The following is a 16,502-nucleotide window of genomic DNA, read 5'->3' on the forward strand; positions in this document are numbered from 1 at the left end:
GATGTTACAAAGATACCGACAGCTAAAACTTTATACGCCAAGAGGTTTGATGATGATAGTTTGTTCAGCGTTCACAAGTAGCAAAAACGGCGGAGTTATAGGCATTGCTAAAGACGGTGAAAAGGCAATTCTTAAAGATGGCACTTTTAAATTGTGTAGAAAATAATACGGATCAGGAGGAAAGGGAATGAATTTCTTTCAACAGATGGAGCAGCTTCAAGCTACACTCAGAGACATCGCACCTGTTATGTGGTCTTATTACAACAATTTGTTAAAACAAGGATTTAGCAAGGATCAGGCATTCACATTAACAGTAGAAATGCAGAAGGCTTTAATGAATTCCGGTCCAAAGAAATAAGCCAGGTATGGTGGCCACCTGGCTTGCCAAGGAAACAAAGGTTAAACCACTCTGTAGGAGTCCTTGGTGTTAAAAGTATTTGTGAATGCTTAATGAAATATGCAAAAAAGCCAAGATTTCTCTCGGCTCAACCTAAATTAAGTATACACTAGGGGGCGATCTTGGTGAAGGTCGATATAGAGACGATGACCGCGGAAATTAACTTGATGAATAATGCAACCTACATTGTTAAAGATGGAACTTTAAAACAGGTCCCAGCGCCTGCTGATGGATATGGAAAACAAGTGATCAGTTGGCAAGGGGGCAAACCTTGCCACGGTAAATTAGAAACGGATATTAAGTTTTAAAGATGAAAAACGAAGAAACGAGGTTATGTATAATTTACTTGTATTGATAGAGCACCTTTGATTAAGACTATATGGCTGAAATAAATACCTAATATACAATAGAAAATGCCACATTCCAGATCAATGAAGGAGTGTGACATCTCTATATACCCTATTTATGTTTAATTTATTTATGACGCCTTAGGGAGTAAATCAAGCCTCCCAGCGCCATAAATAAATTCACCTGTAATAAAAATACTTTATTTAAAATACTTTCTGATTTTTGACGATAAATAAATAACAAGTAAACCACTTAAAACACTATTAAGAAAGGTAGCTACATTATCAAAAAAATAATCCATTTATTTAAACACCCCGATCTAGATGTAGATATAGATCAGGCGAATTTATTTATTGGTACTTTTATTTTATGTCAAATGTAGTTTTTGTTACTCGTTTTTAAAGAAATACAGAATAAAATAAGCTTATCGGAAAAACCGAGAGCACTGAGCGAGCGCATTCCGCGTTTGTTTGGTGCTCTTTTTATTTATCAAATTAATAAGTTTACTCTTTGCAACGAAATTACCTTTAAAACAATAATTTGGCAACCAAAGGGGCAATGGGGATGAATGATTCCTTTAAAGAGCAATTAAGGAGATGGAAAAAGGATCATCAGGAAGTTAAGCAGCTAAGACAAGTAAAGAAGAAACAACCTGCAAAGAAAAAGGAAGAGCTGTCTGAGGGAGAGCTTGTTTATCTAATGGGAATGAACAGAAAGACCTTAAAGCGCGGCAGAGGCGGAGCTTACAAATAATAAAGGGAGCTGGTCATGTTGAAAAAATTGTTATGGGAATATAAACAGTCCTTACGTTTCGCGAGACAAATGAAAAAGAAATTACAGTCAATTGCAAAGCCTACTCTACGTGATCAAGAAGACATTACAATCATCAACAGCATGATCAGCGACCTTGAATACGAAATTGAATGGCTTATCTCCGGCCGTAATCCAGATGCAAGGCGTGGAATCGATAAGAACGGGGTGTATTTGACGGATCCGGCCATTCTGGATGTCTTGCCTGTTCATCAGACTTATAAGGCCATAGCGAAGAACCTGAGTGATTTTGAGAAGGAATTAATTGAGGATGCACTCTGCACCCTGTCAGAAAGGGAAAAGGATGCATTTCTAATGATTAAGGTTGAGGGATTAACATTTGAATATGCTGCAGAACTAATGGGGATTAAGAAAACATCAGTTCAGAACCATGTTGAGCGAGCTATTAAGAAAATCGAGCATCGAAAAAAGGAGAGCCTTTTTCTAGTTTCATAGAAAGGGTTCTTTTTTGTGGTACAAATGATGTATATATGAGAATCTAATTTTATTAGAAAATATTTCAATTATTACCTCTTTTTCCTTATACTAAGTTAGGGGGGAGGTGATATTAATGGGATTTACTTATGAGCAATTTAAGCAAATCGTTACCAGAAGACAGATTGATGGTCATAGAGAATTTGCCTCTGTCATAAGCAATATTGAGAAATTCTACGGTGAAGATTCAATTAAAATCTTTTATCCAAAAAACGTTGAAAATGAAAAACCTGTAGAATTACTTTTTTTACTTAAATCAGGTTTACTCGCAATCACAATAAATGAACATAAAGAAGTTTCGTATGAGCACATTTACTCTAAAGTGGATTCGAAAAAGCTATATAATAGTCGTCATGACCATAGTAATCACGTACTGGAAATTAAATTTGAAAACGGAAAATTGTTAACCTTAGACGGGTTAAAGGATTCGAATTATGATTTCAGAGATGATTACGTAGAAGTGATTAAAGAGTTTTATAGAGCATTATAAACACAAGCATCCTTTCGAGGATGCTTTTTTATATGGGGTGAAAATATGTTAAACGTTAAAAGAGTTTTCCCGGGACCGACAAACGGACTAATTAAATGGCTAGAAGACAATTTTCATGAAATTAATGGATTTGTAGCAGTCTTCGATTTGAAAGACGGTACAACCATGACAGTCTATGATTCTCATACTTATGTTCAAGCTGTAGGAATGACTGAGGTTGCAAAAGATACTATTCACCAGTTAGCACATAATGATGAGTTTATTCCAAAGAAATAAATAGAAATCGATTCTGTCAGAGGGGGTTTAGGTGATGCGGTAATGAATTGGGATGAGATTAAAAGTGAGTTTGAATCAACTAATGTCACATTAAAGGCTCTTGCTGAAAAGCATGACATAAAACTCGGAACCTTAAAGAGCAGGAAAAGCCGGGATGGATGGTCCAGAGATGCAACTAAAAAGGATGCAACCATAAAGAAAAAGGTTGCAACCCCAAAAGAGAAAGATGCATCTAAAAATGATCATGTGATTGAGGCAGAAGAGCTTACTGAGAAACAGCGTCTTTTCTGTCTTTATTACGTTAAATCCTTTAATGCAACTCAATCAGCAATTAATGCCGGATATGCAACAATGAGTGCTCATGTTGAAGGCAGCAGGTTGCTAAAGAATGATAAGGTTTCTGTGGAAATTAGGCGAATCAAACAAAGCATGACAGATGAGCTCTATATAGAGGCAATGGATGTGCTTAGCAAGTACGTTAAGATAGCCTTCTCCAACATAACGGACTTCCTTACATTCGGCCAAAAAGAAGTCGAGGTTATGGGCCCATTTGGTCCAGTTAAGGATGAGAATGGCAACCAAATATGGAAAGAAGTAAACTATGTAGATTTTAAGGACTCTGGATTTGTTGATGGGACGATTATATCTGAGGTTAAGCAGGGGAAAGATGGCGTCTCAATTAAGCTGGAAGATCGCATGAAGGCTATGGAGAAGCTTTCCCTATACTTTGACCTGTTCCCCGATAAATTTAAACGTCAAATTGAGGAAGAAAAGTTGAAGCTAGCTCAAGCTAAGATTCATAAAGAAGTTGATGAACAGGAAAAAGACGTGGCGGCTGCATTAAGGGGGTTAGTCAATGGAATTAACACCCAAACAGATTGAAGTAGTCGAGAGTGTTAGAGGTGAAGATCCTAAGATCCTTCTTCTAAGTGGGGCAAAGCGTGCAGGCAAAACCTTTATTGCTCTTCTTTTGTTCCTGGCACATGTTGCAAAGTATGAGAACCAAGGTATAGCGTTTATCATCGGCGGCGCAACATATTCATCCATATGGCGGAACATTCTTGATGATATGGAGAAGATTATTGGCCGAGATATTAAATTAGATAAAAAGAATTCATTCACTTTATTCGGCAATAAAATTTATGTTTTTGATGGATCTAAATCAGATTCATGGAAAAAGGCACGTGGATTTACAGCAGCCGGTGCACTAATGAATGAGGGAACAGCACTTCATGACATGTTCATAAAAGAAGTTATCTCACGTTGCTCATATAAAGGAGCACGTATCATTATCGATACAAACCCAGAGAATCCGGCTCATCCTGTTAAAGAAGATCTTATAGATAAAGACGGACAAACGTTAGACAGCGGACGCCTGAATATCAGAGCGTTCCATTTTACGTTGTACGATAATATCTTTTTGGATCCTGAGTATGTCGAGAGTATTGTAGCTTCTACTCCCTCTGGAATGTTTACTGATCGAGATATTAAAGGGCAATGGGTAGCAGCTGAAGGTGTTATCTATAAGGACTTTGACCAAAACATCCATTATGTAACATCTGCAGAGGCTGATAAACTCAATTTCGTTCGTTACTGGGCCGGAGTTGACTGGGGATATGAACATCCAGGCTCCATTGTGGTCATTGGAGAAGATGACAAAGGTGATTTGTATCTGCTGGAAGAGCATGCTAAGCAGCATGAAGAAATCGACTACTGGGTAACGGTAGCAAATGGTGTTAAGAGTCGTTACGGAAATATTAATTTCTACTGTGATACAGCACGGCCGGAGCACATCATCCGTTTCAGAAGAGAGCGAATCAGAGCCATTAATGCTGATAAAGCTGTCGTTTCGGGGATTGAAGAAGTGGCCAGATTGTTCAAAAAGCGCAAATTGAAAGTAGTGAAAGATAGTGTTGACCGGTTCAAGAAAGAGATTTTCATGTACGTCTGGAATGCGAAGACAGGGGAACCGGTAAAGGAATGGGATGATGTGCTTGATGCTATTCGCTATGCAATATACACCCATTTGAAACCAAAAAGAAGAAAGACAGGCTAGGGGTGAAAAAATGAGGAAATTCAAAAAGCAGATTGATGAAAATGGAATAGATGAAACCTTGATTTCCGAAATTCTCACTGCTCATTCAGAGGACCATAAACGAATGAAGGGTCTATACGAACGCTATAAGGCAGATGTAGATGGTCCTAAAATTTTTATGCGTTCTGCTGTTGCATACGACGGGTTCGGAGAAGCCAAGGACATTCTGCGACTGGATGACAAAGTTGATAACAGGCTCAATAATGCTTTTGATGCTGATATTGTCGACACGAAAATAGGTTACATGTTTGGGCACCCGATTAGCTATGATGTCGACAAAAGCAATGAGTCCTTAAAACAAGTAATTGAAGAATTTTTGATTCGGAATAATACTGAGGATGCAGATTCTGAACTTGGGAAAATGGCCGCAATATGCGGAAGAGCTTCACGTCTACTATATTTGGACACCGAGGGCAAGGAATGCATTAAAAATTTAGATCCTTGGGAAACGGTATTCATAGGAGAAGATATTCACGAACCTGCTTATTCACTTTGGGCATACAAGGTCGGGGACATGCAGCATGTTGAGTTTTATGACGATTCCGATGTGTATGTATTCGTCAATGGTGAATTTGTGGATGTGTATCCCCATTTATTTGATCACAACCCACTCTACGGAGTAGCCAATAATAAGGAGATGAAAGCAGATGCTGAAAAGGTGCTTGCGCTTATCGATGCGTACGACCGCACACTTTCAGACGCTTCCAATGAAATAGAGCAGTATCGCCTGGCTTACTTACTATTAAAAGGAATGGGCGCAGACGAAGATACGTTGAAAGATGTTAAGAAGTCAGGGATTTTTGAATTGATTGACGAAAGTGATGACGTGAAGTATCTGACAAAAGATATTAATGACGGAATGATTGAGAACCATCTGAACCGATTGGAAGAAAATATCCTGCGCTTTGCTAAGTCGGTAAATTTCAGTGACGAATCATTTAGCGGCACGATTACAGGTGTTGCGATGCGATTCAAGCTCCTTGCTCTCGAGAATAAGTGCATCACGATGGAGCGTAAATTCAATGCTGCCCTTAGATACCAATTTAAAGTCTTGTTTAGTACATGGTCAAAACGGAAAGGATTTAATTCTGATGATTACCTGCAAGTATGGTTTGGTTGGAAACGTAATCTTCCAGCAAACTTATTAGATGAGGCCCAAACAACGGCAGCATTTAAAGGTCACATAAGTGAAAGAACACGACTATCCATGCTTACACAAGTAGACGACGTAGAGTATGAATTAAAAGAAATGCAGAAGGATGCAGTACTTTATGGAAACAGGTTAGAACCGTTAGATACTGATCTTGAACACTTTGGAAATGAGAAGAATAATTCAGAAGCTGATGCAAATGAAAACGATGACACTCACCCTTGCAATGTCTGTGGTGGTAGCGGTAAGGTATCGAGCCCAAAAACAGGAAACCAAATCCAATGTACAACCTGTAAGGGAACGGGTGTGAGGAAGTCTTGAACCAATTAGAAATTGAAGAAATACTTGATAAGCTTTTAGCAGCTGCAGAGTTATCCTTGCAAGTTGTTTTTGCCAAACGATTAAAAACAATTCTGCGCCAGGTCGCTCAGATGTATAGAAAGTACGAGAAAAACGGAGAGCTTTCCTTTACGGAATTGAATAAATATAACCGATTCCAAAAGGAAATGAAACTAATTGGTGAGATGTTTACTGAAGATTACAAGCAAATCATCCAAGATATCCAGGGGCAGGTCGAGAATCAATTTGTAGGTAAGTATCTTATGACGGCATATATCACTGAAATGAGTGTCAATGATGGCACAGATATGGGGTTTGATATCCCTAGCAAGGGTGTTATAAAAGAGGCTCTGCTAAATCCAATTGCAGAGCTAACCTTACCAAAAGTATTAGAACTACATCGTAATGAAATTGTCCGTAAAATAGATATAGAGCTTGCACAGGGCATGATTGCTGGAGAAGGTTACGCTACCATGGCGAAACGCATAGAAATGGCTGTTGGTTTTAGTCAAAAGAAAGCGAGATTAGTAGCCCGCACTGAGGTAGGACGGGCGCGTTCTATTGCTGCTGAAAAGGTGATGGAGAAAGCATCTGAATATGCTGAAATGGGCGCTATCTGGATGAGTATGCTGGATCACAGGGTAAGAGAGTCCCATCAAGAATTAGACGGCAAGAAAACCGATAAAAAAGGCTATTTCCATTACAAGGCATGGAAAGCTAAGGCTCCAAGGCTATGGGGAATAGCATCCATGGATATCCAGTGCAGATGCGTGAAACTCTTGTTGGTAAATGGGTTAATACCTGAATATCGCCGTGAACGTGACTATATGGACGATAAATATCAGCAGAAATTAGCAGACAGGATCGATAAGTACATGGCAGATAATGGACTGACATATAAGCAAGCACTTAAGAGGGCTCAGAAGGAAGTTCAGGCGCCAAGCAGGGTTATTCCTTATGTAAGTTATGATGACTGGTATAAGAGCAAAGAGGCTGTGCTTAAATAGGAGGAGGTGTTCCTTTATCTCGTTGCTATTGCGTTAAATAGCAAAGTTTAGGAGTTGATTGCGGTGACATTTGAGCAATTTAAATCAAGATATAAGCTGAAACTTGCTGAAATAGGGCTTACGACCAACGATGAGGAAATGGCAAAAATGTTTGTAGCTGCAACCGTCCTAAGAGATTACGATCTTAAACAGATGAAGAAGGACAGGAGAAAAAAACACCATTAAAGTGCAATAAACGATCAACCACACGTCTTTAAGCAATAGACGCAATAAACAGGCTTATTTATTTTGCACTTATAGGCAGGCATCTCGTCTGACTATCAGGGCGCAAGGAGGAACACTCAATGACATTAGAAGAAATCAAAGCATTTCTTGAATCCAATAAGGACCAAGCAGACGTGAAAGCATATCTAGGAGAACTCTCTGCCGTATCGGCTGATAAGGTGAAAGGTTTCCTGGAAACAGATGAAGGTAAGCGTGTGATTCAACCGGAGTTAGATCGATATCATTCGAAATCTTTGGATAGCTGGAAAACGAACAATCTGAACAAATTGGTGGACGAGGAAGTTGCTAAGCGTAACCCAGCTAAATCCCCGGCCGAATTAGAAGTTGAGAAACTTCGCAAGGAAATCGAAGACGAGCGCAAAGCCCGAAATCGTGAATCTTTGAAGAACAAAGCATTGGAGGTTGCTGCTGAGAAGAACTTGCCTAAAGGTGTATTAGATTTCTTCATCGGTGAAGATGAAGAGAAAACACTCGCTAACTTAAGCACGTTTGAAGCAGAGGTAACTGCAGCTATTCAGGCGGGCGTAGAAGCAAAATTCAAGTCCGGCGGCCGTAATCCTAATGGAGGCAGTGGAGATCCAAAAGGTGATGCAGGTGCCTTTGGTAAGAAAATTGCTGATACAGTAGCTAGCAAACATACAGGGCTAGAAGATGCCCGTAAATCTTATTTTGAATGAGGAGGAAACATTGAATGAGTAAATTTGTAGAAACAACTTATACAAATACAAAAAGCATCGTAAAATTCCCGGATCACTATGTCAATCTGGCGGTGACAGTTTCTGATGCTGGGGTTGCAGCAAATGCTGACGGCAAAAAGATCGTTCCTGCAGGCACCATTCTAGGTGGTGGATTCCTTGCAAGTGAATCTGTTCTTGCTGTTAAAACTAATGGGGCAGGGGCAGAAGGTGTACTGTTCAATGACACGGACGTAACCTATGGTCCAGCGCCGGGAGCCGCAATGATTCATGGATTCGTAGATTTAGACAAGCTTCCTGAAGCACCAGCTGCAGAAGCAGTTACAGCATTAAAACAAATCACATTTGTGAAATAAGAGAGGATGACGATAAATGCCAACAATTTTTGATTTAGTTAATGCGCAAAACGTTGCAACGTACTACCAAAGCAACCCATCAAATAACACTCCTTACTTGGGGGCTACACTATTCCCAGCAAAGAAACAGCTGGGTTTAGATCTAAGCTGGATTAAAGGCGCGAACGGACTTCCGGTTGCGTTAATGCCTTCTGAGTTTGATGCTAAAGCAACAGTTCGTGATCGTATTGGATTCAGCAAAATTCAAACGGAAATGCCTTTCTTCCGCGAAGCCAAACGTATTGGTGAAAAAGATCGTCAAGAATTGAATCGTTTGCTAGCGTCTAACCTGGACGGGGCTGTGGATGCTTTAATCTCTAACATCTATGACGATGCAGCTGATCTTGTAAAAGGTGCCATGGTTCAACCTGAGCGAATGATCATGCAACTGTTATCTACAGGGAAGATTTCCATTCGTGCAAATCGTATGGACTATGACTATGACTACAAGATGTCTGCTGATCATAAAGAAGAGTTGCTTACAACTGCACGCTGGAGCGACACGGCTTCTACACCTATCCAGGATATTCTATCTTGGCAGGATACAGTCGAAGATAATACGGGTGTACGTCCAACTAACGCAATTTTGACTCGTAAAACCTTCGGATACTTGCTGGCACACGACAGCATCCGTAAAGATATCAATCCTATTGGAGCACAAAACATCATCATGACTGATTCGATGCTCAAACAGTACCTATTAAACAAACTTGGCCTTTCAGTTGCTGTTTACAACAAAAAATACCGTGCAGAAGACGGTGCGCTTCATAATTTCTATCCGGATGACTATATCACATTAATTCCAGATGGTGGTCTTGGTAATACGTACTACGGTACAACTCCGGAAGAGGCTGATCTGATGACAGGTGAAACATCAGCTGATGTAAGCATTGTTAATACAGGGGTGGCCATTACGACAATCAAAGAGCCACACCCAGTAAACGTACAAACTATCGTTTCTGAAATTGTGCTGCCAAGCTTTGAGAATCTTAACAACATCTTTGCAGCGAAGGTGAACTAAGGGGATTTAGTTCCCCTTAGAAATTAAAAAAAAGGAGGAATATCACATGGCAAAAATTCAAGTATCTTTCAATCGAAACGTGAAGATCGGAGAAGATCGATATGCTGCAGGTGAATCTGCAACGGTTTCAAAGAAAGATTATGAAAGTCTTTTAGAATCAGGCGTCATCAATTCAGTAGATAGTGTGCCGGAAGATGTAGACTTTTTCGGTTTATCACGAGAGGAACTATCGAAGGTGAAAAATGATGATTTAAAAGCTTTTTTAGATATTGAAGGTTTAGCTTATGAATCTAGCTTCACGAAAGAAGAGTTAATCAATGTGATTGTTGGTGAAGAAGCATGACAAAGTATGTAAAATCATCAGACAGCATTCTCGATATAGTGGATTCCAAAGGGAAAACTCGCAAGGTTACTCAGCGAGCTTTTGACGTTGTGTACAAAGCGAAAGGCTTTAAAGTGGCTGAAGCCGATCAAGAAGAAACAAATGTCATTCCGGATTATTTCACACTGTCTGCCGAAGAGTTAAAAGAAATAACGAATGACAAGTTAAAGGCTTTTCTTGATGAAGAAAACATCGAGTATAAGTCTGACGCTACTAAAAAAGATTTAATTAGCTTAATCATTGGGGAGTAGGTGCAAAAATGATTGTGCAATTTGTACCCACACCAGATGACATTGCAGAAATTAAAGGGATATTAAATATCCACGATTCTAAACATGATGAATACATCAAAACGATGCTGCCTTTATTATTTGAACACGTAATGATCTACACAAATAATGATTTCGGTGGCATTTCCCCTGAGGGGGCAGTAATCATACCAGGCGGCGTTAAGATATATATTGCCAAAGCATTAGAGCACAATTTAAATGCATCTGGCTTGAAATCTCGTACTATGGGATCTGTTTCCTATTCTTATGATTTAAATTTTCCTGATAGTTTTAAAGGGTACTTGAAACCATACAAAAGATTGAGATTCATATGATGCAAGATATATATCCACATTTTGTGACCTTTCAATCGTTGCTGAAGTTATCTGATGGCGCAGGCGGGTACACTCAATCATGGGCTGATGTGATTGTGGATGTGCCGGCTTTTTGTGATACTCCGTCCAGTAGAGAACTGTTTCAAGCGCAGCAGCTCAATACTCCATTTGATCGTAATCTCTATTATGAATATCGAACGGATATCAACGAGAAGATGCGCTGTATCTTTGAAGGTGAGGCTTATGAGTTAATCGCTAAGCCTCAAGATCAAGGCGGTCAGAATGAAGTAATGAAGGTGCAGCTGAGGTTGATGCAAGATGGCCGGTAATCGGATTACTTTTGGCAATAAATACATGCGCAGAGCTGTAAGGAAATACGCTGAAGATTTCGAAGCAGAGGTAAAGAAGATTGTTACTGAAACAGCAGCAATCATTCATTCCAATGCAAAGGCTCTTGCTCCTGTGGACGATGGGAACCTCAGAGATTCAATCGAAGTAGAAATTCTAGAAAATGGTTTAATGGCAATCGTTCGTGTTACAGCTCATTACGCTATATACGTTGAATACGGGACTGGTATTTACGCTTCAAAGGGGAATGGGCGACAAACACCATGGACCTATTATTCTGATAAGTTAAATCGTTTCGTTACTACTGAAGGGCAAAGACCCCAAGAGTTCTGGAGTCCTGCCATTGATGCCGGCGAACGCTATTTCCGAAAAGAAATGAGAAAGTTGGGTAAGTGACATGTCGATAAAAACGGCCATGTTTGAATTACAAAAAGGAATATTTACTCGCCTGTCTGCTGACCCGATTATTTCAGAGAAAGTGACAGGCATTTTTGATGCTGTTGGGGAAAATCAGCCTTTTCCTTATATAACAATAGGCGAGCCCACTATGCTCCCATTCACAACCAAACAGAAATTTGGTGAAGAGTTAGCCATCGTGATTCACGTTTGGAGCACCTATGACGGCAAGAAAGAAACCATAGACATAATCAACCTATGTTTATCTTCTCTTGCAGCAGGGGTAAATCTGAACGGTTTCAGAGTGCGAAAAATTGATGTGGATAATATTCAGGTTTTTGATGATGCAGATCCACGAATACGGCACGGCGTTTTAAGAATGAAATACACAATTCAAAACAATTAGGGAGTGGAATACATGCAAAATGGTAAGGATACGATTCTACTTGTCCAATCCACAGATGCTGCATTGGCAGCTGCAGGATTATTGATTGGGAATCTTACAGAAAATACGTATTCAATTGAAAATGAAATCTTGGATGAATCAACAAAGTTTGGTCGTATTGTAGGATATGGCCAGAATAGTGAATCATTCGAGTTTACGGCTTACGGAGAAACTGGTGATCCAGGGCAAAAAGCTGTGTTGGATGCGATTAAGAATAAGAAGCAGCTTAAAGTCTGGGAAGTAGACATCAATCTAAACGATGCAGGAAAACATGATGCAGTCTTCGCTTATACAATTGTGGAATCGGTTGAAAGATCAGCGCCACAAGATGGATTCGTGGAGGTTTCTGCAACGGTTCAGGTAATCGGTGATTCACAAGAAGGTGAAATTAATGCGTTGCCGGCAGAGTTGATTGAATTTGCAAGATACGGATTTGAAGCTCCAGGAGAATCCACAGGAGAATTCCCTGATCAAACAACGACAGTAACACCGTAATTATGGGACGAGTTCATCTCGTCCTTTTTTATTTTGACTTTTTAGGAGGAACTAATAATGGCTTTTTTAACAATTAATGGCGTAGAGCACGAAGCGAAATTCAATTTCAAGTTTTCTAAATTAGCTGATGAAAAGTACGGTACTGAGGATGAAAAGGGTAAGAAGTCAAACGGCTTTCATAACGTCTATATGGGTTTGCTTCAAGCCTCTAACGAATCTTTAGTGCAGTTTTGGGACTGTGGACTGAACCATCTGAAAGGTAAAGATAAACCATCTTTAGAGGCCATTGAGGATGCAATTGCTGAAAGAATTGAAGAAGATGGAGATTCAGAGCCAATGCTTAAAGAAGCATACCAGGCTATAGATCAATCGGGTTTTTTCAAACAACAGTCGAAGAAGTTCTGGAAAAACATCGAGCTGATGAAATCGACTGGCAAAACAGAAGAAGAGAAGGAACGGAATCAGAAAATCTACGAAATGCTAATCGAGAGCAAAAAAGAACTGGCAGCGTAACCGATTATGATCAGCTGGAAGTCGATGCATCACACTTACTCGGTGTATATGACATCGACTTAATTTATTCTTGGACACCACGCCAGTTCAAAAACTTGGTTAAAGGTGCTCAACTCAAAACTGTGGATGTTTATGAACTTGCCGCTGCTAATGCTTTGTTTACAGCTAAAGCAAGCAACAGTAAGAAACGCTTGAAACTGAAGGACATATACGATGCAGATAAGGTTCGTAAAAACACGGAAAAATCAAATTCCAAGAAAAACGAAGTGTTATCTCTCGATAGATATAAAAAAGCAAAAGAAGCTATGAAAAATTATTCACCTAGCATGAATTAGGAAGGAGGTGGATGGTTTGGCTGAAAACTTTGAGGCGATAATTGGGGCCAATATAAAAGCCTTTCAACGTGCTATGCGTGAAGTTGACCGTGAAATTCGTGAAACTGCAATGGGTGCCGAAGCTGAAATCACCGCTGATATATCAGAGTTCATGTCTGAGATATCGGCTGTGGATAGCATGCTTACCGAGCTTGCGGATGAACATAACATCGATATAAGCTCTGATGTAGCAGAAGTCATTTCAGAAATTGAATCGGTGGACGAAGCTCTAAGTACGTTACCAGAAAATGTTGATATAAATATAGATTCTGAGATTGCAGAAGTTTTGGAGGAAGTTGAAGCAGTTGATCAAGTTATCAGTTCTCTGCCAAGCGAAGTTCAAATTGATATTGATTCAAACGTAGCCGATGTTATTGCAGAAGCAGAGGCTGTGGATGCAGCACTAAGTTCTCTTCCTGGAGAAGTGGATATAGACGTTGAAACCGATGTTGCTGGGACAATAGCCGAAATAGCTGCAGTTGGTGCGGCAGCGGCAGCTTTGCCCAATGAGGTAGATATTGATGTTGATGCAGATGTAGCCGGCGCAATTGCTCAAATTGCTGCATTTGATGCCGCAGTATCAGCTCTTCCAAATAACGTTGAAGTTGATGTTGACGTAGACGAAGATACTTTACAAAAGCGTTTCAAGCGAGTGCAATCCAGTATGGATAGATTTGCCACAAGCATACGGACAGTCGGTGAAATTGCACAGTATTCAAGTAGAGGTCTGCTCTTAATGATTTCTCCTGCGATTGTTCCAGTTATAGCACACTTAATAGGGGTATTAGGAAATCTTGGAGTTATGTTAGGAGTCATTGCAGGGTCTACTTTTGCCCTCGTATCAGCTTTTGCGGCAGCGGCAATAGGAATATTAGGGTTTGTGGCGGTCGCGATCCCGTCAATTAAAGCCGTACATGGTGAAGTAGAAGATATGACAAAGGCGCAGAAGAAGGCATATGAGTCACTCAAGGTGGTCAAGAGTACCTGGAAGGACATACAAGATTCTGTCTCAGATAAGGCAGCATCAGCTTATGGAAGCGCGTTAAAAGCTGTAGCGGCTATCTTAAAAGGCTTGAAGCCAATGTTTATAGGAGTTGCTGATGCTTTTAACCGATTAATGGAATCACTGAATAAATCGGTAGGCAGTCCTCCAGTACAGAAGTTCTTTGATTATCTGAATAAAGAAGCAGGACCTTTAACAGAAACGGTCTTGAAATCCCTTGGAAACTTGTTACAAGGATTCTTTAACATGATGACGTCATTTGGTCCGTTAACAAAATCGACAGCACAAGGTTTTTTAGAGATGTCAGAACGTTTTGCTGCTTGGGCGGATGGTTTAGGCAAAAGCAAGGCCTTCCAGAACTTTGTAACTTATGTCGAAACTAACATGCCCAAAATACGTGCCATCTTCCGTGATGCAATAGCTGGAATCATCTATACGTTTGCAGCCTTTGGTCCTTCAGCTTCTGAGTGGATGGACAGGCTGAAAGAAATGATGGCAGGTTTCAAAGAATGGTCTAAAGCTTTAGGCGATAATGCAGAGTTTAAAGGCTTTATAGATTACATCAAAGAGAATGGGCCAAAGGTTGCCGATCTAATAGGAAACATTGTTACTTTCCTTAAAGAATTAGGGATTGCATTGGCGCCTATGGGCACCCAGATGCTTGAATCCATTAACGGATTCTTGGCATGGACGTCAGCGATGATGAATGCCCATCCTTGGTTCGGTAAGTTAGTAGCAGCCACAATTGTCTTAGCCGGAGCTTTCTTCGCGATGCTCCCAATTTTGATTGCTGTAGCAGCATTCTTAGGTCGGCAATGAATCATTGATATCACAAAAGCAGTAGCAGGCTCTCTCTGGGGTGCAACGAAAACAGTGGCGAATTGGATATGGATGGGGATTGTGGCAACAGCAAATGCTATAAAAATTGCGGCCGCATGGCTCTGGGCAACAGGTAAAAGTATGGCAGTAGCACTTGGCAGGATGATTGCAACTGCAGCTGTATTCGTTGCTCGTTGGTTGTGGATGGGGGTCCAATCTTTATTGCATGCAGCTAAGATTGCAGCGGCTTGGGCACTTGCAACAGGTGTTGCTATGGTCAGGGCGTTAGCATCTATGACAGCAACTGCGGCAGTGTTTGTTGCAAAATGGTTGTGGATGGGAGTTCAAGCGTTACTCCATGCCGCGAAAGTAGCAGCAGCATGGGCTTTATCGACGGGTGCAGCAATGGCTAGAGCAGTAGCTTCTATGATTGCCACAGCAGCCGTGTTCGTAGCAAAGTGGTTGTGGATGGGTGTACAGGCACTTGCACATGCAGCAAGAATGGCAGCCGCATGGTTTATTGCACTTGGTCCTGTAGGCTGGGTTATCGCAACAGTAATAGCCTTAGTTATTCTTATCATCGCAAACTGGGATAAGGTGAGCGCATGGACGAAGAAAGCCTGGACAGCCATATGGACGTGGATTAAGGACACATGGCAAAAAATTAAATCGAAAACAGTAGAAGTAGCACAAAGCATTTGGACAACAGTAAAACAAAAGTTCTCAGACATTGTTTCCGCCGTGAAAGAAAAAATGAATGACGTGTGGAATGGGATAGTTGATATCTGGGGAGAAGTGATGAGCTTTTTCCAAGGGATTGACTTGTTTGAGATAGGAGCCAACATTATTCAAGGCTTAATTGACGGGGTAAAAAGCATGGCAACTGGGTTAATCAACGGTGTCAAGGGCGTTGTTAATGGCGCAATCGAAGGAGCAAAAGCACTTCTTGGCATTGCATCTCCATCGAAATTATTTAAATCGTTTGGGGTATTCACAGGTGAAGGGTTTATCATCGGTGTAAATAAGATGAGTACCAAGGTTGCTAATGCCGCAACGAACATGGCTTCCGCAGCATCGAATGCCTTTTCTCCACAAATGGCAAACATGCAAGCTAGTGCTTCATTAAGCACAGCTATTAACTCAAGCGATATGAAAGCAATGAAGCATTCATTTTCAGCCGACATTCAGGATATGGAAACGCCGGATCCTACGATAAATGTTTATAACGAGTGGGACGGAGAGAAAGTGGTCTCTTATGTTGAAAGAGGAAATGCAAAACGTACAAGAATCACTGACGGATTTTACGGGAAGTAGGTGAAC

Annotated in this window: 26 protein-coding genes; all 26 read left to right on the plus strand. The window is 40.5% G+C overall.

Annotated elements, in window-relative coordinates; all coding sequences use genetic code 11:
* The first annotated feature begins 1 nt into the window (after nucleotide 1).
* The 26 genes from GJU41_RS12655 to GJU41_RS12780 all read left to right on the plus strand — a co-directional run bounded on the left by GJU41_RS12655 (nucleotide 2) and on the right by GJU41_RS12780 (nucleotide 16,496).
* Nucleotides 2-166 (plus strand): hypothetical protein, encoded by a 165-nt coding sequence (locus GJU41_RS12655; RefSeq protein WP_154318778.1) that lies wholly within the window; start codon nucleotides 2-4, stop codon nucleotides 164-166.
* A 21-nt stretch (nucleotides 167-187) separates the two neighbouring features.
* A complete protein-coding gene (locus GJU41_RS12660; RefSeq protein WP_154318779.1) occupies nucleotides 188-358 on the plus strand; it encodes a hypothetical protein in 171 nt (56 codons plus the stop codon).
* Nucleotides 359-522: 164 nt separating this feature from the next.
* The gene (locus GJU41_RS12665; protein WP_170292798.1) at nucleotides 523-705 is read left to right on the plus strand and encodes a DUF3954 domain-containing protein; all 183 of its coding nucleotides are present in this window, start codon (nucleotides 523-525) and stop codon (nucleotides 703-705) included.
* A 604-nt stretch (nucleotides 706-1,309) separates the two neighbouring features.
* Nucleotides 1,310-1,498: a hypothetical protein gene (locus tag GJU41_RS12670; RefSeq protein ID WP_154318780.1), complete on the plus strand. Its 189-nt coding sequence runs from the start codon at nucleotides 1,310-1,312 to the stop codon at nucleotides 1,496-1,498.
* Nucleotides 1,499-1,513: 15 nt separating this feature from the next.
* Entirely contained in the window at nucleotides 1,514-2,011 is a 498-nt protein-coding gene (locus tag GJU41_RS12675) for a sigma factor-like helix-turn-helix DNA-binding protein (RefSeq protein ID WP_154318781.1), read from the plus strand.
* A gap of 115 nt (nucleotides 2,012-2,126) precedes the next feature.
* Nucleotides 2,127-2,540, plus strand: a complete 414-nt coding sequence (locus tag GJU41_RS12680) for a DUF3908 family protein (protein WP_154318782.1) — start codon at nucleotides 2,127-2,129, stop codon at nucleotides 2,538-2,540.
* Between the two features lie 45 nt (nucleotides 2,541-2,585).
* Nucleotides 2,586-2,816 carry a hypothetical protein gene (locus GJU41_RS12685; protein ID WP_154318783.1) on the plus strand — a complete coding sequence of 77 codons (231 nt, stop codon included), beginning with the start codon at nucleotides 2,586-2,588 and terminating at the stop codon, nucleotides 2,814-2,816.
* A gap of 42 nt (nucleotides 2,817-2,858) precedes the next feature.
* A complete protein-coding gene (locus tag GJU41_RS25230; RefSeq protein ID WP_154318784.1) occupies nucleotides 2,859-3,698 on the plus strand; it encodes a terminase small subunit in 840 nt (279 codons plus the stop codon).
* The gene (locus tag GJU41_RS12695; protein ID WP_154318785.1) at nucleotides 3,673-4,872 is read left to right on the plus strand and encodes a PBSX family phage terminase large subunit; all 1,200 of its coding nucleotides are present in this window, start codon (nucleotides 3,673-3,675) and stop codon (nucleotides 4,870-4,872) included. Before GJU41_RS25230 ends, GJU41_RS12695 begins: the two co-directional genes overlap by 26 nt.
* Nucleotides 4,873-4,882: 10 nt before the next feature.
* Nucleotides 4,883-6,382, plus strand: coding sequence for a phage portal protein (locus tag GJU41_RS12700; protein WP_154318786.1), 1,500 nt, complete (start codon nucleotides 4,883-4,885; stop codon nucleotides 6,380-6,382).
* Nucleotides 6,379-7,407: a phage minor head protein gene (locus GJU41_RS12705; RefSeq protein WP_154318787.1), complete on the plus strand. Its 1,029-nt coding sequence runs from the start codon at nucleotides 6,379-6,381 to the stop codon at nucleotides 7,405-7,407. The genes GJU41_RS12700 and GJU41_RS12705 overlap by 4 nt, the downstream gene beginning before the upstream one ends.
* A gap of 63 nt (nucleotides 7,408-7,470) precedes the next feature.
* Nucleotides 7,471-7,632 (plus strand): hypothetical protein, encoded by a 162-nt coding sequence (locus GJU41_RS12710; RefSeq protein ID WP_154318788.1) that lies wholly within the window; start codon nucleotides 7,471-7,473, stop codon nucleotides 7,630-7,632.
* A 119-nt stretch (nucleotides 7,633-7,751) separates the two neighbouring features.
* A complete protein-coding gene (locus GJU41_RS12715; protein WP_154318789.1) occupies nucleotides 7,752-8,369 on the plus strand; it encodes a DUF4355 domain-containing protein in 618 nt (205 codons plus the stop codon).
* A gap of 14 nt (nucleotides 8,370-8,383) precedes the next feature.
* A complete protein-coding gene (locus GJU41_RS12720; RefSeq protein ID WP_154318790.1) occupies nucleotides 8,384-8,743 on the plus strand; it encodes a hypothetical protein in 360 nt (119 codons plus the stop codon).
* 16 nt (nucleotides 8,744-8,759) lie between these two features.
* Nucleotides 8,760-9,803 (plus strand): major capsid protein, encoded by a 1,044-nt coding sequence (locus tag GJU41_RS12725; RefSeq protein ID WP_154318791.1) that lies wholly within the window; start codon nucleotides 8,760-8,762, stop codon nucleotides 9,801-9,803.
* Nucleotides 9,804-9,849: 46 nt separating this feature from the next.
* Entirely contained in the window at nucleotides 9,850-10,146 is a 297-nt protein-coding gene (locus GJU41_RS12730; protein ID WP_154318792.1) for a hypothetical protein, read from the plus strand.
* The gene (locus GJU41_RS12735) at nucleotides 10,143-10,436 is read left to right on the plus strand and encodes a hypothetical protein (protein ID WP_154318793.1); all 294 of its coding nucleotides are present in this window, start codon (nucleotides 10,143-10,145) and stop codon (nucleotides 10,434-10,436) included. The genes GJU41_RS12730 and GJU41_RS12735 overlap by 4 nt, the downstream gene beginning before the upstream one ends.
* Nucleotides 10,437-10,444: 8 nt before the next feature.
* Complete coding sequence (locus tag GJU41_RS12740) at nucleotides 10,445-10,789, plus strand: phage head-tail connector protein (RefSeq protein WP_154318794.1); 345 nt, start codon at nucleotides 10,445-10,447, stop codon at nucleotides 10,787-10,789.
* Complete coding sequence (locus GJU41_RS12745; RefSeq protein WP_154318795.1) at nucleotides 10,786-11,118, plus strand: phage head closure protein; 333 nt, start codon at nucleotides 10,786-10,788, stop codon at nucleotides 11,116-11,118. The genes GJU41_RS12740 and GJU41_RS12745 overlap by 4 nt, the downstream gene beginning before the upstream one ends.
* The gene (locus GJU41_RS12750) at nucleotides 11,108-11,533 is read left to right on the plus strand and encodes an HK97-gp10 family putative phage morphogenesis protein (protein ID WP_224771407.1); all 426 of its coding nucleotides are present in this window, start codon (nucleotides 11,108-11,110) and stop codon (nucleotides 11,531-11,533) included. The genes GJU41_RS12745 and GJU41_RS12750 overlap by 11 nt, the downstream gene beginning before the upstream one ends.
* Before the next feature lies 1 nt (nucleotide 11,534).
* Nucleotides 11,535-11,939 (plus strand): DUF3168 domain-containing protein, encoded by a 405-nt coding sequence (locus tag GJU41_RS12755; RefSeq protein ID WP_154318796.1) that lies wholly within the window; start codon nucleotides 11,535-11,537, stop codon nucleotides 11,937-11,939.
* A gap of 12 nt (nucleotides 11,940-11,951) precedes the next feature.
* Nucleotides 11,952-12,473, plus strand: a complete 522-nt coding sequence (locus tag GJU41_RS12760; protein WP_154318797.1) for a phage major tail protein, TP901-1 family — start codon at nucleotides 11,952-11,954, stop codon at nucleotides 12,471-12,473.
* 57 nt (nucleotides 12,474-12,530) lie between these two features.
* The gene (locus tag GJU41_RS12765; protein WP_154318798.1) at nucleotides 12,531-12,986 is read left to right on the plus strand and encodes a tail assembly chaperone; all 456 of its coding nucleotides are present in this window, start codon (nucleotides 12,531-12,533) and stop codon (nucleotides 12,984-12,986) included.
* A 95-nt stretch (nucleotides 12,987-13,081) separates the two neighbouring features.
* Nucleotides 13,082-13,321 (plus strand): hypothetical protein, encoded by a 240-nt coding sequence (locus GJU41_RS12770; RefSeq protein ID WP_170292788.1) that lies wholly within the window; start codon nucleotides 13,082-13,084, stop codon nucleotides 13,319-13,321.
* A 16-nt stretch (nucleotides 13,322-13,337) separates the two neighbouring features.
* Nucleotides 13,338-15,182, plus strand: a complete 1,845-nt coding sequence (locus GJU41_RS12775) for a hypothetical protein (protein ID WP_154318800.1) — start codon at nucleotides 13,338-13,340, stop codon at nucleotides 15,180-15,182.
* Between the two features lie 54 nt (nucleotides 15,183-15,236).
* The gene (locus GJU41_RS12780; RefSeq protein WP_154318801.1) at nucleotides 15,237-16,496 is read left to right on the plus strand and encodes a phage tail protein; all 1,260 of its coding nucleotides are present in this window, start codon (nucleotides 15,237-15,239) and stop codon (nucleotides 16,494-16,496) included.
* Nucleotides 16,497-16,502: the final 6 nt, after the last annotated feature.

The sequence above is a fragment of the Metabacillus idriensis genome (assembly GCF_009674765.1).
Taxonomy (GTDB): Bacteria; Bacillota; Bacilli; order Bacillales; family Bacillaceae; genus Bacillus_P; species Bacillus_P idriensis.